17 protein-coding genes, 1 pseudogene and 1 other annotated feature are annotated in these 22,769 nt (G+C 27.7%); of the genes and pseudogenes, 9 read left to right on the top strand and 9 right to left on the bottom strand.

Annotation, left to right across the window (positions count from 1 at the left end):
* Positions 1-132 precede the first annotated feature (132 nt).
* From Q3287_RS15880 to Q3287_RS15900, 5 genes are all read left to right on the top strand, one after another.
* Entirely contained in the window at positions 133-894 is a 762-nt protein-coding gene (locus Q3287_RS15880) for a DUF6873 family GME fold protein (protein WP_054269092.1), read from the top strand.
* A gap of 29 nt (positions 895-923) precedes the next feature.
* Positions 924-1,715: a putative sporulation protein YtxC gene (locus Q3287_RS15885; protein WP_227832229.1), complete on the top strand. Its 792-nt coding sequence runs from the start codon at positions 924-926 to the stop codon at positions 1,713-1,715.
* 164 nt (positions 1,716-1,879) lie between these two features.
* Positions 1,880-2,482 carry a DUF445 domain-containing protein gene (locus tag Q3287_RS15890; protein WP_054269094.1) on the top strand — a complete coding sequence of 201 codons (603 nt, stop codon included), beginning with the start codon at positions 1,880-1,882 and terminating at the stop codon, positions 2,480-2,482.
* Between the two features lie 291 nt (positions 2,483-2,773).
* Positions 2,774-3,012 (top strand) — a binding site (T-box leader).
* 63 nt (positions 3,013-3,075) lie between these two features.
* A complete protein-coding gene (gene thrS, locus Q3287_RS15895) occupies positions 3,076-4,995 on the top strand; it encodes a threonine--tRNA ligase (protein WP_054269095.1) in 1,920 nt (639 codons plus the stop codon).
* Between the two features lie 479 nt (positions 4,996-5,474).
* Positions 5,475-8,126: a phosphoenolpyruvate synthase gene (locus Q3287_RS15900; RefSeq protein ID WP_407964397.1), complete on the top strand. Its 2,652-nt coding sequence runs from the start codon at positions 5,475-5,477 to the stop codon at positions 8,124-8,126.
* A gap of 204 nt (positions 8,127-8,330) precedes the next feature.
* Here Q3287_RS15900 and Q3287_RS15905 read toward each other — a convergent pair whose 3' ends face one another.
* The 3 genes from Q3287_RS15905 to Q3287_RS15915 are packed head-to-tail and all read right to left on the bottom strand — an operon-like array spanning position 8,331 to position 10,379.
* Positions 8,331-9,368 (bottom strand): DUF4097 family beta strand repeat-containing protein, encoded by a 1,038-nt coding sequence (locus Q3287_RS15905; protein WP_407964398.1) that lies wholly within the window; start codon positions 9,366-9,368, stop codon positions 8,331-8,333.
* The gene (locus Q3287_RS15910) at positions 9,361-10,047 is read right to left on the bottom strand and encodes a permease prefix domain 1-containing protein (protein WP_167639739.1); all 687 of its coding nucleotides are present in this window, start codon (positions 10,045-10,047) and stop codon (positions 9,361-9,363) included. Before Q3287_RS15910 ends, Q3287_RS15905 begins: the two co-directional genes overlap by 8 nt.
* 11 nt (positions 10,048-10,058) lie before the next feature.
* Positions 10,059-10,379 carry a PadR family transcriptional regulator gene (locus Q3287_RS15915; RefSeq protein WP_054269099.1) on the bottom strand — a complete coding sequence of 107 codons (321 nt, stop codon included), beginning with the start codon at positions 10,377-10,379 and terminating at the stop codon, positions 10,059-10,061.
* A 366-nt stretch (positions 10,380-10,745) separates the two neighbouring features.
* On the opposite strand from Q3287_RS15915, the gene Q3287_RS15920 reads away from it, so the two are divergent.
* Complete coding sequence (locus Q3287_RS15920) at positions 10,746-12,086, top strand: GHKL domain-containing protein (RefSeq protein ID WP_407964399.1); 1,341 nt, start codon at positions 10,746-10,748, stop codon at positions 12,084-12,086.
* A 217-nt stretch (positions 12,087-12,303) separates the two neighbouring features.
* Here Q3287_RS15920 and Q3287_RS15925 read toward each other — a convergent pair whose 3' ends face one another.
* From Q3287_RS15925 to Q3287_RS15945, 5 genes are all read right to left on the bottom strand, one after another.
* Positions 12,304-12,873, bottom strand: coding sequence for a hypothetical protein (locus tag Q3287_RS15925; protein WP_054269101.1), 570 nt, complete (start codon positions 12,871-12,873; stop codon positions 12,304-12,306).
* Between the two features lie 188 nt (positions 12,874-13,061).
* Positions 13,062-14,312 carry an MFS transporter gene (locus tag Q3287_RS15930; protein WP_054269102.1) on the bottom strand — a complete coding sequence of 417 codons (1,251 nt, stop codon included), beginning with the start codon at positions 14,310-14,312 and terminating at the stop codon, positions 13,062-13,064.
* A gap of 8 nt (positions 14,313-14,320) precedes the next feature.
* Entirely contained in the window at positions 14,321-14,554 is a 234-nt protein-coding gene (locus Q3287_RS15935) for a hypothetical protein (protein WP_054269103.1), read from the bottom strand.
* A gap of 50 nt (positions 14,555-14,604) precedes the next feature.
* Positions 14,605-15,183 carry a TetR/AcrR family transcriptional regulator gene (locus tag Q3287_RS15940; protein ID WP_054275847.1) on the bottom strand — a complete coding sequence of 193 codons (579 nt, stop codon included), beginning with the start codon at positions 15,181-15,183 and terminating at the stop codon, positions 14,605-14,607.
* 343 nt (positions 15,184-15,526) lie between these two features.
* Entirely contained in the window at positions 15,527-16,315 is a 789-nt protein-coding gene (locus Q3287_RS15945) for an EFR1 family ferrodoxin (protein WP_054269105.1), read from the bottom strand.
* 380 nt (positions 16,316-16,695) lie between these two features.
* Between Q3287_RS15945 and Q3287_RS15950 the strand changes: the two genes are divergently transcribed.
* Positions 16,696-18,156: an NADP-dependent glyceraldehyde-3-phosphate dehydrogenase gene (locus Q3287_RS15950; RefSeq protein WP_407964400.1), complete on the top strand. Its 1,461-nt coding sequence runs from the start codon at positions 16,696-16,698 to the stop codon at positions 18,154-18,156.
* A gap of 149 nt (positions 18,157-18,305) precedes the next feature.
* Here the strand turns inward: Q3287_RS15950 and Q3287_RS15955 are convergent, their stop codons facing one another.
* Positions 18,306-20,390: an EAL domain-containing protein gene (locus tag Q3287_RS15955; protein ID WP_407964401.1), complete on the bottom strand. Its 2,085-nt coding sequence runs from the start codon at positions 20,388-20,390 to the stop codon at positions 18,306-18,308.
* 783 nt (positions 20,391-21,173) lie between these two features.
* Here Q3287_RS15955 and Q3287_RS15960 point away from each other — a divergent pair.
* Together Q3287_RS15960 and Q3287_RS15965 are read left to right on the top strand one after the other, a co-directional pair.
* Complete coding sequence (locus tag Q3287_RS15960; RefSeq protein ID WP_407964402.1) at positions 21,174-22,616, top strand: GntR family transcriptional regulator; 1,443 nt, start codon at positions 21,174-21,176, stop codon at positions 22,614-22,616.
* A gap of 26 nt (positions 22,617-22,642) precedes the next feature.
* Positions 22,643-22,750 (top strand): annotated as a pseudogene (locus tag Q3287_RS15965) (IS1595 family transposase); the annotation flags it as partial.
* Between the last annotated feature and the right edge of the window lie 19 nt (positions 22,751-22,769).

Raw genomic sequence — 22,769 nt, forward strand, 5'->3', positions numbered from 1 at the left:
AAAATGCACTTTATGGGTGTGAGTTAATTATAGAAAAGTCTAATTAATAGGTGTGTTAGCAGAAAAATTCTGCTACACACTTTATTTATTTCAAGTAAAAAATTTATCAAAAAAAAGAAAAAGGAGTAAAAAATGGAATTTACAAGAGAGCCATTTATACTAGATGACGATTTGTGTCTAGCTTTGGTGGACAAAAGAATTAGTTATCTAATGGAAAATGAATTAAAATTAAGAAATATAGAGATAATAAAAACAATAGAATGTAAAGAATTATATGAAAGCATAAAATATCACCCAGATATATGTATTTGTAATTTAGGAAAAGGAGATATAATTGTTGCGCCGAATGTATATAATCAATACAAAGAGTTATTAAGTAGATATAAATTTAATATAATTAAGGGAGAAGCTAATTTATTAAATAGATACCCTTATGATATACCTTACAATATTGCTATAGTTGGTGACTATGCTATACATAACTTTAAGTACACTGACAAAGTAATATTAGATTATATTGAAAATAATAAACTTAAAAAGATAAATATAGAGCAGGGCTATTCTAAATGCTCAATCTGTATAGTAGATAGAACATCTATAATAACATCAGATAAAGGTATTTGGAAAAGCATGAAGAATACAGAAATAGAGTGTTTATTAATAGAAAAAGGTCATATAAATTTATTTGAGATGAATTATGGATTTATAGGTGGATGTACAGGGTTAATTTCTAAGGATAAACTAGCTTTTTGTGGAGATGTTAAAAAACATCCTGACTATGAACGTATAAAAAGTTTTGTAGAAAGTAAAAACAAGGAGATAGTTACACTTAGCTGTGAGAATTTACTAGATATAGGTTCTATAGTTCCTCTCATGACAAGAAAGGAGCGATAACTTTGGTTGAGAAGGATAATATTTCTTCTATGAAATTTTTGAGGAATAATAATGTAAACGATAGATTAATATATACGAATGACATTGTAGAAGTAGTGATAGATTCTGCAAAGCAAGAAGTATTAAATAAAAAAATACTTAATGGTACTAAAACTGAACAAAGAGCTCTAAATATTGATGAGATATCAACAGAAATAACTAGTATGATAATAAGTATAATGAAAGAGAAACTTTTAAAAGAATACATTCTAAAATGCTATGGGCGTACATATCCTGAAGATAAAAATAATATATACATATATTCACTGAACATATTTGCTAAAAAAGAGATTTTTATGAGAGAAACAGTATTTACAAGGGTGAGAAACTATATAGAGGAAAATGATTTTATAAACGTAGAAGGTTTTATTAGATTTAGAATGCGAGAATTTATGAAATATATTTCTGCTATAGGTGATATTGCAGTTGAGGAGTATTTAATAAAGAAAGACCAAGATGAATTTATAAGAGTCTTAAAATACTTTATAGATACTCAAGAAGAAAAGATTGATTTGCTAAAAGTTCATATAATGGAAGATAATACATTTATTTTATACGATAAAAATGGAAACAAAATAGACAGTATAGATGATGAAGAAATCATAAATATGGTAATAAGAGAGAATTTAAACTATGAGGACTTTTTAATAAGTACCTTATTAACTTTATGTCCTAGAAAAATAGAAATATTAGATTTATTAAATAATAATTGCTCAAAAGAAATTATAGATACTGTAGAGGCAATTTTTGAAAATAAAGTTAGTATAATTATGGAGAATTAGGAACTAAAGATATAAAACTAAAAAAATTCTTTTTAAATCGACACAAAAGACTTATAATTGTATATAAAGCTATAATATAGCTAGGGCTATTAACTATAAAAAATATCTACTGATTAAGTGTAATATAGCTGACAAATATACAATTGATAAGGAGAAATTTTATAATGGATAATTTAATTAGGATACTGATATTAGCTGTTATTGGTGGATTTATAGGTTATGTTACAAATGTAGTTGCGATAAGACTAATATTTAGACCAATAGAGCCTATTAAAATACCTATTTTAAATATAGAAATAGTAGGGCTTATACCAAAGAGAAGAGCAGAAATAGCAGCCAATGTAGGAGAAATAATTCAAGAAGAATTTCTTTCTATGGACGAAATACTTGCAAATATCATTACTGACGAAGATAAGGAAGAAGTTGTAAGATACATAAAAGCAAGGGTAAAAATTATAATACATGAGAAAGTCTCATTTATACCAAGTGGCATAAAAAACATGATACAAGACTATTTAGGAGAGATAATTGAGTCTGAAGTTAAACAGAGTATAGATGAATTGAGTAAAAATATAATAAATAAAGCAAATGAACGTATAGATATACAAAAAATGGTCGAAGATAAGATTAATGAACTAGATTTATATGAATTAGAAGAGATAATAATAAAAATAGCTAAAAAAGAATTAAAGCATATAGAGTTTTTAGGTCTTGTTTTAGGTTTTTTAATAGGTATAGTTCAAGGTTTGGTTACTATATTTATTTAAATATACAATAATTAGCTATTGTATTTAAGTATACAAAAACTAAAAATTAACTTCAATAATAATTAATTTTAGTATTTATCTAGTCATATCTATCATGCATGTAGATATATTTTAAAAATTTAAAATTGGTGAAAATATTATAATATAACTATAAATCAAAAGATTAAAGTAATATAAAAATATTAGAATATTGATTTAGAGTTGATTAAGATGAAAAATAATGGGTAATTATTATATTACATTAATGTTGATTGATGTATAAGTATCTGTTATAATGAAAATATATTAAAAATCATAGTGTTGAAGAGGAAGAGTAGAGTAGAAACCATTCTCAGAGAATTTGGGTCTATGGCTGAGAGCCCATGTAACAGGTCTATTTGAAAACTACCTTGGAGCTGAGTTTATTAGCAGTATTTGTATTTATACTATATGTGAAAGTGCTCGGGTGACGACCTTATAGTCATCAAGAGGGTTGTATATACTTGTATACACCAACTTGGGTGGAACCGCGAATTAATATCGTCCCAAACATATTTGGGGCGATTTTTTATTACAAAAAATCTAAAAATTATTTCAATAAGGAGGAAAAAACAATGATTAAAGTTGCTTTAAAAGATGGCTCAATAAAAGAATTTGAAAGTGCTATTTCTGTTATGGATGTAGCGAAATCCATTAGCGAAGGATTAGCTAGAAATGTGGTAGCAGCATCTGTGAACGGAGAGGTTGTAGGTATGGACCACATTATAGATTCTGATTGTGACTTAAATTTATTTAAGTTTGAAGATAAAGAAGGTAAAGAAGTTTTTAGACATACATCAGCACATATATTAGCTCAAGCTATAAAGAGACTTTACCCAGAAGCAAAACTTGCTATAGGGCCAAGTATAGAAAATGGATTCTACTATGATATAGATTTAGACCATAGATTAGTTCCAGAAGATTTAGAAAAAATAGAAGCTGAAATGAAAAAAATAGCTAAAGAAGATTTAAAAATAGAAAGATTTGAACTTCCTAGAAATGAAGCTTTAGAGCTTATGAAAGAACAAGGAGAAGACTATAAGGTAGAACTTATATCTGATTTACCTGAAAGTGAAATAATATCTTTCTACAAGCAAGGTGATTTTACTGATTTATGTAGAGGACCACATTTACCATCTACTAAAAAAGTTAAAGCTGTTAAATTACAAAGTGTTGCAGGTGCATACTGGCGTGGCGATGAAAAAAATAAGATGCTTCAAAGAATCTATGGGACTTCTTTTGAGAAAAACAAAGATTTAGAAGAGTACTTACATTTATTAGAAGAAGCTAAAAAGAGAGACCATAGAAAACTAGGTAAAGAATTAGGATTATTTATGATACCTGAAGAAGGTCCTGGATTCCCTATGTTCTTACCAAAAGGTATGGAACTTAAAAATGAACTATTAAAATTCTGGAGAGAAATACACAGAAAAGCTGGATATATTGAAATAGAATCTCCTATTATATTAAATAGAAAATTATGGGAGACTTCAGGTCACTGGTATCATTACAAAGAAAATATGTATACAGTTAAAATAGATGATGAAGATTATGCTATAAAACCTATGAACTGTCCTGGAGGATTAATTTACTATAATTCTCAATTACACTCATATAGAGATTTCCCAATGAGAGTTGCAGAGCTTGGTAGAGTTCATAGACATGAGTTATCTGGTGCATTACAAGGATTAATGAGAGTTAGAGCATTTACTCAAGACGATTCACATATATTCATGTTACCAGAGCAAATAAAGGATGAAATAAAAGGAGTAGCTAACCTAATAGATGGTATCTACAAAACTTTTGGATTTGAATATAACTTAGAGTTATCTACAAGACCAGAAGATTCTATGGGAAGCGAAGAAGAGTGGGAAGCAGCAGAAAATGGATTAAGAGAAGCTTTAGAAGAATTAGGTCTACCATATACTATAAATGAAGGTGATGGTGCATTCTATGGTCCTAAGATAGACTTCCATCTAAAAGACTGTTTAGGAAGAACTTGGCAATGTGGTACTATCCAATTAGATATGCAACTTCCAAGACAATTTGATAACACTTATATCGGACAAGATGGTGAAAAACATAGACCAGTTATGATTCATAGAGTTGCTTTTGGTAGTATAGAAAGATTTATAGGTATATTAATAGAGCATTATGCTGGTAAATTCCCAGTTTGGTTATCTCCAACTCAAGTTAAGATACTTCCTATATCTGATAAATTTATGGATTATGCAAATGAAGTTAAGAAAGAGTTATTTGATAAGGGTATAAGAGTTGAATTAGATGACAGAGCTGAAAAAATTGGATTTAAGATAAGAGAAGCTCAGCTTGAAAAAGTTCCATACATGTTAATAGTAGGTGAAAAAGAAGTTGAGGAGAATAATGTTTCTGTTAGATCAAGAGATAAAGGTGAAATAGGTAGCATTAAATTAGATGAATTTATAGCTAGTATTTCAAAAGAAATCGAATCAAGAGAAAGTATTATTCAAAACTAATATTTAAGATATTAATAGATAATATAAGTTTAATCGATATGTAGAAATTAAACTTATGAAAAGATAAATATAATTAGAGGTACAGTTAATCATATTTTTATGATAGTGTACCTCTAATTTTTTTGTTGTAGGTTAAATGATGTATTCATATGTCTGCTAATTTAGAGATGTATAAAAGATGCTTAAATTAATATAATTTATATGTTTTCTAATTTAGAGATGTATAAAGATGCTTAAATAATATATTTATATGCTTTCTAATTTAGAGATGTATAAAAGATGCTTAAATAATATATTTATATGTTTTCTAATTTAGAGATGTATAAAAGATGCTTAAATTAATGTATTTATATGTGTATATTAATTTAAATATATATAAAAGTTGTATAATTGTAAGTAAAGAGAGATATATAAAATTAAATAAAGTTAGTTTATGCAAATAAATTTGATATACCCATAGTTAACTTTGGAGGTGTGATATGAATACCACTATTTTGTTTTTTAATCAAATAAATGAAGATAGCTTTAATTTAGTTGGTGGGAAGGGGTTTAATCTTGGCAAAATGACTAAGAGAAACCTACCTGTACCAGAAGGATTCTGTATAACAACAGATGCCTTTTACAAATTTATAGAACCATTAAAAGATAATGACTTATTTAAACAATTAGATAATGTAGATGTTGATGATTTAGAAAAAATTCAAGAATTGACTAGTAGTCTAAGGGATTTAATCATAGAAAAGTCACTTTCAGATAGTATAAAACAAAATATAAAAGAGGCCATAGAAAGCATTGGAGAAGATGATTTCTATGCAGTGCGTTCTAGTGCAACAGCAGAAGATTTGCCAGATATGTCTTTTGCAGGTCAACAAGATACATATTTAAATGTACATGGATTTGAAAACTTAATTGAAAATGTAAAATATTGTTGGGCATCACTTTATACTCAAAGGGCTGTAGTATATAGAAAGAAAAATAATTTGAATGAAGATAATGTATTAATTTCTGTAGTAGTTCAGAAAATGGTCGACTCACAAAAGTCAGGAATAATGTTTACTGCTGACCCCATTAACAATAACTATAATCATTTGACTATTGATGCAGGTTTTGGACTTGGTGAAGCTTTGGTAGGGGGATTAATAACTCCTGACTTGTACAAAGTAAATAAAAACGAAAATAAAGTTATAGCAAAAGAAATAAATGTGAAGAAGTTAGCCATATACAGAAAAAATGATGGTGGCACAGAGCAAATCTTACTTGATAAAAATAAACAGAAAGAACAAGTACTTTCAGAACGAGAGATTTATAATGTAGCACAACTAGGACATGAAATCGAGGAATACTATCAGACTCCACAAGATATAGAATGGGCAATTGATGAGAGTGGGAAAATATATATTTTGCAAAGTAGAATGATAACATCTCTATATCCTAGAGTCGAAAATAGTAATATAAATGGAAAATCTCAGGTATATATATCAGCAAGTCATATTCAAGTAATGACAAAACCAATTAAACCCTTAGGTCTTGATATATTCAAAAGAGTAATGCCTTTTGATAGAGTCGAAGAAGGTAGTAACTTCAAGATAATGAGTCAAGCTGGAGGTAGACTCTATGCCAATTGTACAGAAATACTGAGATTACCAATAAGAGATAAGATAATCAAAGATTTAATGCCCAATGTAGACTATCTTGTAGCAAGTGCACTTGGAGAGTATATTGAAAAATATCCCTTAAAGAAAAAACTGCCTTCTAAAACTACATTAAAAATGGCAAAGAATTTAATAATACCTATCTTAAAAATCTCAAAGCAAAATTATGCCTTTGATAAAAAACCAGATGCTCTTGCAAGTTTAGTGGAGTTGAAAGAAGAACTTATTTATGATGTGTATAGAAATATAAACAAGGGAAATGATTTATGTGAAAAGATTGTAATCGTGGAAGAGTTATTATCTGCTTTTATATTTAAGTTAGCAAAGCAACTTATACCAAATGTAGCTCCAGGAATTTTAAGTGATAGAAAACTTAGAAATATGCTTGAAGAATTAGATTTATTGTACTTAGAAGATAGTTTTGTAAGTGGACTAGAAGGAAATATTACTACTGAGATGGGATTAAGAGTAGGTGATTTAGCTGATTTAATAAGGAATAATCTAAAAGAGATTGATATATTAAATAAAAATCCTAAAGATGCTCATTTATTGCTTTTAAAAAATGGTAGTGATGAATTAAAGAGAGAGTTAAGTGATTTTTTAAGACAATTTGGTATGAGAGGAATTGGAGAAATAGATATAACAAATCATCGTTATCAAGAAGATTTCACTCCAATAAGTATGTCTATATTGAATAATATAAATACATTGGAAAAAAATGAACATAGAGAAAACTATCAAAGATTGATTGAAAAATCGAGTGAAAGTGAACGATTAATTTTGGAAGCTTATGAGAAGATAGGTAAAGATTATTTAGTCAAAAAAGTTAAGAATCATCTAAATAATATAAAGACTTTCTTGCCTTTACGTGAATATGGAAAATATATTATAGTTGGTGTATTTAATGAAGTAAGAAAAGTAATTGATGAAGTAGGGGATAAATTAGAAAAGGATAATTTACTTGATAATAGATATGATATATTTTATCTAAACCTTGATGAAATATATCAAGCATTAACTGAAAAAGTAAATTTCAAAGAAAGTATACAATGCAGAAAAATAGAGTATGATAAATATGAAAAACTGAATCCACCAAGGGTAATTACAAATGAAGGAGAGATATTCTCTGGGAGCTATTCAAAAGAGGGGGTACCAGAAGGAGCATTTGTTGGTATGCCAGTCTCAGCAGGTATCTATGAAGGATATGCAAGAGTTATATTGAATCCAAATGATGACAGTTTACAAAAGAATGAGATTTTGGTGACTAAATTTACAGACCCTGGTTGGACGCCACTTTTTGTAAATGCGAAGGGGTTAGTACTTGAAGTTGGAGGGCTTATGACTCATGGTGCAATAGTATCTCGTGAGTATGGTATACCTGCTTTGGTGGGAGTGGAAGATGCTACAAGTCTGATTAAAACAGGAGATTATTTGAGAATAGATGCATATAAAGGATATGTTGAGATTATATGTAAATAGAGTGAACTTAGTAGAGTATTATAGGAGAGATGTTTAATAGTGAAAATGAATGAGGCAATATAAAATTATGATATATAAAAACACTTCTATGAGTATTTGATTTATCAATAAATAATAAATCTACCATAGAAGTGTTTTGATTTTAATAATAAAAATGTTTTTGTCATAATAATAAAAGTATTTTGGTTGTAATAATCATTTTATCTAATTCTTGTTTTTTAGAATAGTAAAATTTCCACTTGTAGCACTTACATAGAAATTTGTAGCCCCATTTTTATAAGTGTATAAATCATCGTGACGATTCAATTCAAAGTCACTATTTAAAGAACTAGAAATCTTATCAAAGCTTAAAGTGAATCCTGGATTATCAGGAATAGACAAATCAATATTGGCAGAAGTAGTCTCACAGTTTAGAGAAGACAACATTTTGTTAGATATAATTTTTATATCACCTGAAGTTGATTCTGCTTTAATATCAGAAAGTGTTCCAGATACATCCATTCGTCCAGAAACTGTACTACAGACAAGGCTTTTATTATTTATATCTTTTAAACTTATATCACCACTAGTTGTATCTAAATTTAAACTATCAATTTTGCCAGAAAGTTGTATTCTGCCAGATGTTGATGTAAATGTGGCGTCTTTACTATCTAGTTTTGTTATATCAATATCACCACTAGTTGTGTCTAAGTTTACTTTATTAATATTACCAGAAAGCTCTATTATGCCTGAAACCGTGCTAGCTTCCATTATATTACCTTTTATGTAAGTACTATATATATCTGCTGAAGTAGTAGATAAATTTATTTTATCATAAAGCTTATTAGGCAAATATAGTTCAAGTATTGTTGGTTTTGGAAGATTAACTCCAATAAAGAATTTCTTTGCTGAATTATCATCTATAGAAAGAGAATTTCCATCAACCTTTATCTTCGCAAGTTTTTTCTTTGAAAAATTAGAAGGAGTTTTTTGAATTAATTTGATTTGATTAGAATCACTTTTCTTAATTCTAACTTCACCTGAAATCCAGTCAACATTAATATCGTTTATTTTATCTGAAAAACTTTCATTTTTAGCTACTATATACTTATCATAGTTGTATTTAGAATGTAAATTATTAAAAGAAAGATTAAAAGAATGCGAGAATATGTTTCCTATAAGAAGAAGGATAAATACTATAGAAAGTGATATTGCAACAATACTCCATACTAAAATCTTTGTTTTTATGAGTTTTTTATTCATGTTTATTATCCTCCTTTGATTCACTTAGTTGTATTATTCCTTTAATAATCTCAACACCAGCAGAACCTATTATAAATAGTATCCATGAAAAAGACCAAATATTAAATAGCATGCTTGTGATTAGATATATAGCAACTATTATAATCCAATATGCACTAATAAATGATTTGTAAGCCGGATTTATATCATCATAATTTGTTTTAAATTCTTTAAATTCTTTGAATTCTTTTGTTGAAGTATCATTATATAGAGCATAGTTTGGTTTTGTCATTTGATTATAAACTAGTAGTCCTACTCCAATTGCTATTAATATAAGCATTAAAAGAATCCCTAGAGTTGGCTCTATACCAAAGCTCACAATTGAGACTACAAACAAGAAAGGGCTTACTATAAAAAGAGCAATTGCTATTGATGCTCTTAAGGCTCTTTTCTTTTTTTCCTCAATTAATTCAGAAGGTACAAAATATGGTTCTTTAACACTTTCAATTAACTCAGATAAATCTCCAATTCCTGAGATTACTGAATTATATGCTTCTTGTTCTGTTTTACCATCTTGTATTTGGTCGTTGTATTTTTCTTTTAGATTTTCAAATAATTCATCTTTAAGTTCTCTGACTTTTTTTGTTTCATTAATTCCTGTAAAGCTATTATCAATATAAGTACGTATTTTATCTAACATATTTTCACCTCCTAAATTAATATGTCTATTAGTGCTTTTGTATTATCCCATTCTTCATGGCTTTTTATATATTTTTCTCTGCCTATGTTTGTTATAGAATAATATTTTCTTCTAGCTCCAGTAGCTTCATCTCCCCAATAAGAGGTTATTGCACCAGACTGCTCAAGTCTACGAAACGCTGTATATAGAGTGGCTTCTTTTAACTCGTACAATCCATTGGTCTTTTCAAGTATAGATTTATTAATCTCATAACCATAACTGTCTTTTTCAAGTAAATGTTTTAAGATAATTGTTTCTGTATGACCTCTTATCATGTCAGATGCGATTGTCATGAACATCACCTCCGATTAAATATATAATACTTTGATATACCTCGCCTGTCAAGGTATATCATGAGAAAAAATATTTCATAGTGTTATTATAAGATTATAAGAGTTTATATGAAAATAATGTAAAAGTTTTATGGATAATATATTTTATATTTAGTTTTAGATAAATTTATATAGTCATTATGTTAAAAAATGATATAAAGTCTAATTTAATTTAGCAAAATAAGTGATATAATTAAAAAAGAAAAGAAATATGGATTTATTTGGAATAATTTTGACAATCTATTTACTACACGTGTAGAGTCGTATATAATTAAATTATACGTAAAATATAAAAAATAATTTATCAATACGTTAGGAGAAAGTATTATGATAAAGTCAGGCTTATTTTGGAATATTTTCATTATGATATCCTTTATAATAGAATGGTTTCTTTGTAAGAAAATGCTAGATTATACAAGTGAGCAAAAAATTTCTAATAGAAAAATAAATATATACATGGGTAGCATTATTATTTTTGCTAATATAATTTATTTTTTTGATGTATCTCCAGATATAAGAGTAATTATATCTGTGGTGTTTACTGTCGTATTTTACAAAATCTCATATGATGTGAGGTTTATGAAGTCTGTATTAATATCCTTAATTTACTGGATGTTATTAATTGCTACAGATGCTTTAAGCATATCTTTAACAGTTTGGCTTAATTCTATAGATGATATGAGTAAGATGGCAACAGGTTATATATACAGAATTGAGTCTATGGTATCTGGAAAGATGCTTTTGATTTTAGCTTTATTTTTATACAGAACATTAAAGATAAAATTGAATATAGAAATAAACAAAAAGACATTCTCTTATATAATCATCCCAATAGTCGCTAATATAGCATCTTTTTTTATTATTTTTAAATACATATTTAATTCAAAGTCTGGTAGTGGAATGCATAATAGTCAATTTGTTATGATTTCTGTTGTACTGCTTATATCAAGTATTATTTTAATCTTAATTGCTAAGAAGTTACAGCAATATAATACTTTAATGGTAGAAAATAATATGATTAAAAACGTTTTAAAATCTGAAAGTGAGTATTATGAAGATATAGAAAAGAAATATCTAAAGACTAGATTATTAAGTCATGACATGAAAAATCATTTATTGTGTATAAATGCCATGATTAAAAAAGGTATTGATGTTACTTCATATTTAGATAATCTACAAGGAGAGATTCATGGTAATGACTTATTTTTTAATACTGGTAATTTCATATTAGATAGTATATTAAGTGAAAAGAAAGAAATCTGTGATAAAAATGATATAGAACTAAGAACAGGAATAAATTTTAGTCATTGTGAAGCTATTGAATTAGTAGATGTATGTCATATATTCTCTAATATTTTAGATAATGCGATTGAAGCATGTAACAAAATAGATAGTGGTGATAGAAAGATTTGTATTAAAGGCGATGTCATGCAAAATTTTTATCTAATAAGAGTGGAAAATACTAAAGTAAATGAGATTATTACTAAAAATGGAGATATTGTGACAGATAAAACAGGTCCTTTTCATGGTTTTGGAATAAGAAGTATAAAAAACTCTGTAAACAAGTATGGTGGTAATGTTGTAATTGAATATGATGATGACAAATTTGTAGTTAAAATTGCTATACCACTTAAAAATGTGAAAAAGGTAGTCAATCATGTAATTTAATGTATACAGGTAAAGTCTATAATTATGTGTACATATTGAAATTATTTATTATTTATCAAAATTTTTCAAAGTTGGGATATTATACATATTATAAATGGGGCATATTAATAAGCTTAAGATAGTAAGCTTTTTATTGTGATAAATAAAAAAAGAAGTTGCATCAAAAATAGAAAAACTCTTTAAAGATGTAACTTCTATGGTATATATGTATGAGAGGCTATATCGCCATTTCTGGGATTAAGCTTCTCATAGCTTCTATAGTTGTTTGAATAAGCTTATCAAGTTCCCAGCCAAGCATTTCTGCACCACTTCTTATAACATCTCGAGAACAGCCAGCAGCAAATGACTTATCTTTAAATTTCTTTTTAACAGATTTTAATTCTAAATCAGAAACACTCTTTGAAGGACGCATTATTGCAGCGGCACCAATTAAACCAGTAAGTTCATCTACAGCAAATAATACCTTTTCCATAAACTGTTCTGGCTTGACATCTGAGCCAGTTAGTCCATATCCATGACTTACAGTAGAATCGATTATAGATTTATCTAAATCAAGCTCTGTCATTAATTCTCTTTGCTTAACACAATGTTCATCAGGATACATTTCAAAATCTAAGTCATGTAAAAGTCCAACTACTTCCCAAAATTCTACTCTCTCAGGGTCGTATTCTTTTGCATAGTATCTCATAACTCCAGATACGATTTGAGCGTGTCTTATATGAAATTCTTCCTTATTGTATTTTTTTAGTATTTCCCATGCTTGTTCTATATTTGGCATGTAACTCATTTTTATCACTCCTCTAGCTGAATATTTTGAATTTTTATAAAGTTTATTTTCCATTGATTATATCAATCAATTTCCAATACGTCAACACACTGATACACAATTTTGCATGTAAATTCAGAAATTAGTGAAAATTGAATTTTTATGTCTGGTTTTTAGGTCTAAAACCTTTCTATTTAAATTCTGAGTATCTAAATTTTTTCATTCTGTAATGTTATTTTCGATATAAACGCTATAAGTAATGTAATAAATCCTACTCCTATTATAATAATATACACTCTATCCGATAATAAATCGAAAAGTCTACCATATATAACCTGACCAATAGGCATTGCGACAGATGTTCCTGCAAAAAGAATAGCCATAACTTTTCCTAGCAGTTCATTTGGAGTTTTTAATTGTATGATTGTTATAGCATATATTGAGATAAGAGTCGTTGTAAAAAATATTAGCATAGAGGATATAATAAAGATTAAAAATGGAACTGGAAATCCTGTATTTAATATAAATGGATAGACTGAAAATGCCATTGGTATAAATATAAGTGCACATATGATGAAACAAATATGTAAGTTGGTTATTTTCAGATGCTTTGAGAAAATACCAATACTCACAGCAGCTATTAACGAACTAAAAGAGATTGCTCCTTCTGCTACACCATATAGAAAGTTATTAGATTCCATAGTTATTTTTACTATATAGGGGATACCTACGATTAGCATAGAACTTAAAACTAGATTTATTGCCATTGCTAAAAAGAGTATTTTTAATGTAAATCTATTTTCCTTACATATATGGATAATACCATCTTTTATATCAATAAATATAGTTTTTATAATGTTACCAGTTTGTTCTTGTTTAACAAAAGGAATCTGTATAAATATCTCCATAATTGCAGATAGAAAGAAACTTATACAACTGATAACGACAATTGCATTGATACCAAGGATACCATACAAAACACCTCCTAATACAGGACCTGCTATATTTGTAAGAGAGGCAACTCCAGCTACGATACCATTTGCATTTATTAAATGTTCATTATCTACTAAAATGGGTGTACTTGACTGAACTGTTGGTTGATACATTGTGCTTATGACTGAAAGTATGGTCATAATAATTCCTATAAGTAGTATTGAACCATTATCATTAAATAAGAAGAGTGATAAGATTAGTACTGCAACACTACTTGAAAAATCGAAAATAACCATTAAGTTTCTTCTGTTGAATATATCTGCAATAGCCCCACCAATAGGGGAGAATACCACAATTGGGATTGAAGATACTGCAAGTATCGTAGCAAATATTTCTGCCTTACCAGTCATATCAAGTATGTAGAGAGATAAAGCAAACTTAAGTATTGATGCACCAAATAATGAAATTATTTGACCTAATACCATTAAGTTAAAATTTTTATTAAAAGTATTTAATGATTTTACCATATATATACCTACCTATCTAAGATTATTAAAATATTTATAATGATTGCTATGACAGCAATGACTATAAGGAAGTTTTTTCTTGTTTTAATCCCTAATATTATTATAAATGCAGAAAATATTATAGATAAGATAGAGTAGAATGGCATGAGTTCGCTGCTAGGGTCTACTAGTTTTGTGTGGATATTTAGTTTATCATTTATTTTGTAAATAATATCATTTAGTTTTTGTATTAATTCAATCATATTACCCCTCCTAGTTATAAAGAAATGTTTAGAAAATTTATTTTAAATTATTACTCAAGTATGTGTTCTATAAGATTGTCTACCATAAAATCAAATACTTCAATGTAGTTATATCCAATATCTTCTTTTATCAATAGACTTGAAAGTAGGGCATTGCAAACACCAAAGGCTTTTTCTTTCTCTATTTTTAATTTGAGATTGTATCTTTCAATTAAGTTGTAAAAACTTTGTACATTATTATATTCAAGTTGTGAAAGCATCTCTTTAGGCATCTTATTTAATAAAGAGATGTAATCAGCATTGTTTGGTGAATATAAGAATGGGTTTTTATCATATAATCGGTATAACATCTTCAAGGCTTTTGCAAAACCCTCTTTTTGAGGCATGTTACTTAAAATTTCATCTACTGATGATATAAGTTTGTTTTGAATTTCATTTAATACTTCAAAAAATAGCTTTTCTTTTGAATCAAAGAATGTGTAAAATGAACCCTTTGCAATTCCTGATTTTGAACAAAGTTCGTCAATGTTAGTTTTTTTGTATCCATATTTAGACCAGTGAATTTCACATTCTGAAATTAGTCTTTTTCTAATATTATTTTTTTCTATTTCTGTAAAGCTTTTAGCCATATTTATCAATCCTCTCTATAAGTATATGTTATCTATGACTTAAAATATATTTTAAGTCATAGATATATAATATTGTTCATTTACAAATTTGTCAAGCTTGACCCTGACAAGTAAGTAATATTTTTTGCTACAATCTGTTATTAATCTCATATGGAAGCTGTTATATGAAAAGAGCCAATAGCCATAAGGGATGTTATTTATAGGTTATTGGCTTTATGTCTTTATATCTTAGTATTTGATAGCTGGCAAATTTAATTGTTTTACAGTGATAAGATTTTCTTATTTATATTTGAGATAGGATAGCGAAAAATTTTTAAGCACTATATTTTTCAGATTCCTAACCTTATTTATAATATTTTCGATTTGACACTATATCATTTGAACTAATATAAGGATTATGATATTTTTTGCGTTTTCGAGTGAAATAAGGGAAATTAATGGATTCTTTTGGACAAAAGGAAATGCAAGCCATACACTGATTACATTGATGTTGAAATGTTGGTTTACCATTTTGCATTATTATGTTTTTGCAAGGGCATACTTTAAAACATAATCCACAAGAAATGCAATCATCCCAAACCTTGAAATATTTATCATTAGATGGACAATTTTTTATATAATGGTCCATTATTTTATGAAAAAGTGTATTTACTAAAAAATTGGGTTTTGGGTAGTTTCTTATTTCTTTTTGCGATATTTCTTTTGATATAATTCTAAGCTGTTCCTCCGTTTTAGGAACACGTTTTTTAGGGTTAGGAAATGGTGGATACATGGCTACATAGTTAGCAACACTATATACTTTATTCCCATAAGATAAATTACACCCTTTTTCCTTGAGTAACAATGCTAATTCTTCCATGCTTTTTCCGTTAATAAAAGCAGGCATAGAAATTGCAAATATATAGGCATCAGGGGATAACTCTAAATTTTTTATAAATTGAATTACAGTTTCTGGTATAGTCCAATGGTATACAGGAAAAATAAATCCTATTCGTTCAGCAGTCAATTTTGAATAATCAGATGGTGATGTTCTCATTGAGATAATCTCCGTATTATTAAGTTCTTGTGCGATTACCTGAGCAGCTCGCATACTATTTCCTGTTCCAGTAAAGTAGTAGATTACATTACGCATATTTTTTACCTCCAAAATCTGTTGAATAAGACTTGTAACAGTCTATTTTTTATTCTGAGTTTTAAACAGAATAGTGTTCTGTTAGGATTATATCATATATGCAAATTAGGGTCAATAATTAAGAGAATAGCGTTCTTTTAATTGTATAATCTGTCCTATTCTTGTTGACATTATGATATGTGTAATTATACCTTGCAAGAAATATAAGGGTGAAATAATGAGAGAATTATTTAAAATACAATGCCATTTAAAATACAAAAAATATAGATTATGAAAAAAATTTTTAAGGTAAACGTTTATTAAAAAAAGAAATGTTTACATAATGAATAAATGGCTATAATTTAAATACACAAAGTTATATCAGAGAGAGGAATAAAAATATGTTTAATGAACTTAGAACAAAAGAAAATGTATATAAAAATTTAATAAATGGAAAATGGGTGGAATCTAATTCAAGAAAACCAATAGAAATTTACTCACCAATAGATAATTCTCTTGTTGGTAAAGTACAATCTATGACAAAACACGAAGTAGATGAAGCCATTGAAAATACAAAAGAGAGTATAAAGGTATGGGCTGAAATGCCTGTATACAAGAGAGCTAATATATTCCATAAGGCTGCTGATTTATTGTTAGAAAATATGGACGAGATAGCTAATATATTGGTACTTGAAATAGCCAAAGATATAAAGTCTGCAAGAGCAGAAGTTGAAAGAACGGCAGATTTTTTAAGATATACAGCCGATGTAGGAAAAAATATGGAAGGTGAAGCTATTAGTGGTGATAACTTCCCTGGTGGAACAAGAAATAAGATGTCTTATGTTTCAAGGGTTCCATTAGGTACTGTTCTAGCGATATCTCCTTTTAATTATCCTGTGAATTTATCAATGTCAAAGATTGCACCAGCACTTATTGGTGGAAATGCAGTTGTATTAAAACCTGCAACACAAGGAGCTATTAGTGCACTTCATGTAGTAGAAATTATGAGAAAAGCTGGTATACCAGATGGAGTACTTAACACTATTACAGGTAGGGGTAGTGAGATAGGGGATTATGTTGTAACTCACAAAGGAATTAATTTTATCAACTTTACTGGTAGTACTGAAGTTGGTCAACATATATCTAAAATATCTAGAATGGTACCATTATTATTGGAGCTTGGTGGAAAAGATGCCGCTATAGTATTAGAAGATGCAGACTTGGATTTTGCAGCTAAGAATATAGTGTCTGGAGCTTATTCATACTCAGGCCAAAGATGTACAGCAGTGAAGAGAATCCTAGTACAAGAGAGTGTAGCTGATGAATTAGTGGAAAAGATAAAGCCATTAGTAGAGAAGTTAACGATTGGAAATCCAATGGAGGAAGTAGTTATCACGCCTCTTATAGATAATAAAGCGACTGATTTTGTTCAAGGTTTAGTTGATGATGCACTACATAAAGGAGCAAAATTAATAACAGGTAATGTTAGAAAAAATAATTTATTTTATCCAACATTATTAGACAATGTAAATGTTGATATGAAGATTGCTTGGGAGGAGCCTTTTGGTCCAGTACTTCCAATTATAAGAGTTAAAGATATAAATCAAGCAATTGAAATTGCTAATCAGTCAGAGTATGGGCTTCAATCATCAGTGTTTACAAGTGATATTGATAGAGCATTTTATGTTGCGGATAAGCTTGAAGTTGGAACTGTTCAAATAAATAACAAGACTGAAAGAGGACCAGACCATTTCCCATTCTTGGGTGTAAAGGCATCTGGTATGGGAACTCAAGGAGTTAAGTATTCAATTGAGGCTATGACTAGACCTAAGGCAGTAGTGGTAAATGTTAAAGAGTTATAAGTAAATGACTAGGAATAAATAAAATGATTATAGAAAGTAACTAAAATAGTCAGAAATATAATAAAGTGGAGAATTTAATTCTCCACTTTATTTTTTAAACTTTCATTTTTTATGTAATATATCTCTTAGAATAAATAACTTTGTACTGATTAGTTAGAGGATTTTTGAAATAATTGCTTTTCAAAATCTTCTATTGGTAAAGGTCTAGAAAAGATATAGCCCTGTAACATATCACATTTTATTTCTTGTAAAAAGTCTTTTTGAAAACTAGTTTCTATTCCTTCAGCTACAGTAGTCATTTTTAGTTTCTTAGCTAATTCAATTATAGAGATAATTATATCTCTTTCACGCTCAGAATCTAGGCGTTCTGATTTAAAGAATGCGCCATCTAATTTTATAGTATCAACATAAATATCCTTAAGCATATTAATTGAGGAATAACCACTTCCAAAATCATCAATAGAGCATTTAAAGCCATATTTATGGATTTCATTTATTATTTCACTAAATACTTTAACATCTTCAAATACAATTGTTTCTGTAATCTCAATTTCTATAAGATTAGGTGGAATATCATATTTTTGGGCTATTTCTTTATATGAATTAATAAAGTTTTTGAATGAAAAATGATAGCGAGACATATTTACTGAAATATTTATAGTATTTAATCCACAATCAATCCATCTTCTTAAGGTTTTGCAGACTTCTTCAAAAACGTATAAATCTAACTGTACAATAAAGCCATTCTTTTCAAATAATGGAATGAATTCATTAGGAGGGATTATTTTCCCAACAGGAAGAATCCATCTAACTAGAGCTTCTGCACCACATATCGTTTGATTAGATAGTTCCAATTTTGGTTGTAAATAAACTTGAAATTCTCTCTTTTCAAGTGCTTCATACATTCTATTTTCTATACTTTTCTCTAGTATGAGTTTTTCCTTATCTGTTTTGCTATAAAAATTACAAATACATAAACCATGATTTTCTATATTTTTAGTTGCTTTACAAGCTACATTTGCTCTATCTTGGATATTTGTTATATCTAAAGAAGTATCATGAATTACATAGGCACCAGCAGTAAAGTAAAGCATGTATTTATAATCAGCATTATCATTGAATTTATTGATATATTTAACTATTGAGTTTAGTCTAGAAGTTATGTCTTCTTGATTATTTTTAAAAAGAAGAATGAAATTATCAGCAAAGATTCTAGTTACAAGCTCACCTTCATGTAAGTGCTCGTTTATGCAATTATAGATATATTTTAAAAGTTTATCTCCAGCTATATTTCCTGCTGAATCATTTATTAATTTAAATTTTTGCATGTTTAGCCATATAAGAGTATATGTATCAGATGGTGACTGTTCAATAACTTCTTTTACTGTTATGTTAAATTTAGTACGGTTCATACCTCCAGTAATTGGGTCAATAAAAGCTAATTCCTTTAATTCCTTATTATTTTTTTCAATAATCTCATTTTGTTTTACTAATTTTGTGACATCTGAATAGATTAAAAGATATATAGGTTTATCATCTTCCCAATCTATACATTCAGCCACAACTTGCATGTGAACGATGTCTCCATTGATAGTTTGTGGAGAAATAGAAAAACAAATGTATTTTCCATTTCTAAAATCACTATAGTGTTTATACACTTCACTAAGATAGCTTTCTGAATCTATATCTTTTAATAGGAAATTTACATTATCTTTAAAAATATCAAAGTATTTTTGGTTAGCATCAAGAAGTTGGAAACCAAAATCAGTAACCTTAAACTTAGCAATGAGACCAGGAAAATTTTTGTAAGTTGCAGTTTGCTCTATTTTAATCATCATTTGTTCAGTAATATCAATCATAACGGAATATGAAATAGGGCATCCATCAATAATTTCTCCTGTTAAAAATCCAAATAACTTTATCCATAATTTTTTTCCATTACGATGCTTCATACGACAAACATAGTCATATTTTTTTTCTCCATTAGAGAATTTCTTTTCCACATAATCTACAAGTGAATTCCAATCTTCTGGATTATCTTTGTAAAAAAGGTCACATTGATTATGAAATAGCGATTCATATTCTTCTTTTGTATAACCAAACATTTCATAATAGCGGTCATTAGCCCAAACAACAGTAAAGTGTTCATCTAATTGGTGTCTACTAACGCTTACATCTAACGCATTCATTAATAAACTATATTCAATATTTGCAAAATCTTCATGATTTGACATTATTAGGACTCCTTTATAGCATATATTTCATAGAATATCTAAATTACCTAACTTAAATTGGATTTATTTTTAAGCTTATTTTTATACATTAAAGAATTCAATTTTGATATTAAAGTTTCAATATCAGATATACCATATCATTTAATTAATCCATAACTGGTAGAAATGGTATAAGTGTATCCATTAATGCTACTTAAGTGTCACTTAGTTTTGATAATTCATTATTGATATTAAGTGCTATTTTTTATATCTCTATACAACTTGTTTTATAATTTCTAATTTATGGCATTTTTTCTAAATAAATATTTTTTCAATGGAATATATATGATTGATGAATATAAGTATTTTTAAGGTTAGCAATATATTACTTTCGATTATAAAGTAATAAGTTAGAGTGTTTGTTGGTGAAAATGTAATCAGTATACTATCAAACAGTATATATTCTAAAGTAAACCAAATAAACTTTAAAAACAGACTGAATTCCATTTGATTTTGAGTTATTATATAAATGTGTTCTTTTATTTTATCTATAGGGTAACATAAGCTAAAATCTAAATTAGGTAGACTTAACATATCTACACTTTTTTGTTGTACATAATTGTATTATATCAGTAATATGCTATTTTACTTAATTATAACATCACAAAACTTAGACCATATATATGAATGGTCTATACTAATTATAGATTATGAATAAAAAATAAGCAACTATTTTAATTTATTAAATAAAAATAAATATAGATTATGAAAGTCAATAATTTTAATTTATTAAAGAGGGAAAATATGAAAAGAAAACCACAATATTCAATTGTATTTGAAGATATAATTAAACAAATTTATACAGGCAGAATTACTGTTGGTGACAAGCTTGATTCTATTAATAAGATGTCCAAAGAGTATATGGTATCAAAAAATACTATAAAAACAGTAATAAAAATGCTATTAGAAAAGGGTTTTATAGAAACCAAAGCTGGGTCTAGAGCAACTGTGATATACAATGCAAGTACACAACAATCAATTGAATCTGAATTATCATATGAGAAAATCTTGCAAATGTCAGATATATATCAAATTTTCAGTTTGATATTTCCTTCTATTGCTATTAATAATGTTAAGCAATTTACATCTAAAGACTTTCAAGAATTAAATGATATTATCAATCATATGGAAGAGAATAGTTCTGACACTTTTATAATTAGAAAACAGAGGATAAAATATATAAACAAACTAATAAGCAAAACAAATAATTCTCTGATTCAATATTTCTGCGATATTATTCAATATGATGTTATGATTTCACCAATGGATTATAGTGTCAATAATTTGGAGAACTGTTATGTTACTTTTTTTAGTAGTAAGTATATAGAGCAGGTAAGACAAAGTTATTTATATGGGTTAAATAGAGATTTTATTGAACTTAAGAAGTTATTGACTTACATGTATGAAAGTTGTAGAAAATTAACACTTAACATGATAAAAAAATATGTTTCAGAAGATAAGTATTCAAACAATTTTAAGTATGTATCATTAGAAAAAAGTTATTTGTATGACTTTATTGTTTCAGATATAATTTGTAAAATTTTTGAAGGAAATCTTAAAGTAGGAGACTGTCTACCATCAATTACTTCAGTAATTAATAAGTATAATGTATCTCTTCCAACAGTTAGAAGTGCATATAATGAACTAAATGAGTGTGGTATAGCTAGAACAATTAATGGAAAAGGAACTTATATAACACTTTTTTCTGAATATGCAGATGATTATATAAAGACAGAAAAAGGAGCTAAAAGATTGACACTGCTTTTAGAAGCTATGGAGTTTATTACAATTACCTTTGAAGATGTAGTATTTTTATTAGGTAGTAGAATGGATTATGTAGATATAGAGAATATAGAAGCTCATTTAAAAGGTTTACAAAATAGTTATAAAGAGTGTAAGGTATATCCAGACTTTGTTTTACTTTGTAAGATAATAGACTGTACACACATTTATGTAGTACAGGAAACTTTCAGACATTTAAAACAACATACGATATTTGGAATTTATTTAGAGAGATTCTTTCATAAAAAATATAATGAGATTTTGAAAACACGCTTTGATGTATGTTTCGAGATACTTACATATTTAAAAAAAGGTGATATTAAAAATTTTGCATCAGCTTTTTCTAATGTCTTTGAAGACTCTTTTCAAAGGTTGAAAAATGCTATATTTATATTAAGCCAATGATGATGGAATAGAATAAAACTTTATTAATTTATCATATTAACCATATTAATTCCCTACATAGCAACTTGAAAGTTTGAGTAAGACATTTTTATACCAAGTACATAGGTAACGGTTTGTATTGGCTTAATTGGGTAGAGAGAAACAAAAACATTT

This window comes from Clostridioides sp. GD02404 (genome assembly GCF_045898275.1).
GTDB lineage: Bacteria > Bacillota > Clostridia > Peptostreptococcales > Peptostreptococcaceae > Clostridioides > Clostridioides difficile_A.

Bases quoted from the DNA above. Each gene is read 5' to 3' on its own strand.
- Q3287_RS15950 (WP_407964400.1), top strand. From the start codon at position 16,696: ATGTTTAATGAACTTAGAACAAAAGAAAATGTATATAAAAATTTAATA.
- Q3287_RS15915 (WP_054269099.1), bottom strand. From the start codon at position 10,379: ATGACAATCGCATCTGACATGATAAGAGGTCATACAGAAACAATTATC.
- Q3287_RS15910 (WP_167639739.1), bottom strand. From the start codon at position 10,047: ATGTTAGATAAAATACGTACTTATATTGATAATAGCTTTACAGGAATT.
- Q3287_RS15955 (WP_407964401.1), bottom strand. From the start codon at position 20,390: ATGTCAAATCATGAAGATTTTGCAAATATTGAATATAGTTTATTAATG.
- Q3287_RS15935 (WP_054269103.1), bottom strand. From the start codon at position 14,554: ATGATTGAATTAATACAAAAACTAAATGATATTATTTACAAAATAAAT.
- Q3287_RS15925 (WP_054269101.1), bottom strand. From the start codon at position 12,873: ATGAGTTACATGCCAAATATAGAACAAGCATGGGAAATACTAAAAAAA.
- Q3287_RS15960 (WP_407964402.1), top strand. From the start codon at position 21,174: ATGAAAAGAAAACCACAATATTCAATTGTATTTGAAGATATAATTAAA.
- Q3287_RS15880 (WP_054269092.1), top strand. From the start codon at position 133: ATGGAATTTACAAGAGAGCCATTTATACTAGATGACGATTTGTGTCTA.
- Q3287_RS15885 (WP_227832229.1), top strand. From the start codon at position 924: ATGAAATTTTTGAGGAATAATAATGTAAACGATAGATTAATATATACG.
- Q3287_RS15920 (WP_407964399.1), top strand. From the start codon at position 10,746: ATGATAAAGTCAGGCTTATTTTGGAATATTTTCATTATGATATCCTTT.
- Q3287_RS15940 (WP_054275847.1), bottom strand. From the start codon at position 15,183: ATGGCTAAAAGCTTTACAGAAATAGAAAAAAATAATATTAGAAAAAGA.
- Q3287_RS15930 (WP_054269102.1), bottom strand. From the start codon at position 14,312: ATGGTAAAATCATTAAATACTTTTAATAAAAATTTTAACTTAATGGTA.
- Q3287_RS15905 (WP_407964398.1), bottom strand. From the start codon at position 9,368: ATGAATAAAAAACTCATAAAAACAAAGATTTTAGTATGGAGTATTGTT.
- Q3287_RS15945 (WP_054269105.1), bottom strand. From the start codon at position 16,315: ATGCGTAATGTAATCTACTACTTTACTGGAACAGGAAATAGTATGCGA.
- Q3287_RS15900 (WP_407964397.1), top strand. From the start codon at position 5,475: ATGAATACCACTATTTTGTTTTTTAATCAAATAAATGAAGATAGCTTT.
- thrS (WP_054269095.1), top strand. From the start codon at position 3,076: ATGATTAAAGTTGCTTTAAAAGATGGCTCAATAAAAGAATTTGAAAGT.
- Q3287_RS15890 (WP_054269094.1), top strand. From the start codon at position 1,880: ATGGATAATTTAATTAGGATACTGATATTAGCTGTTATTGGTGGATTT.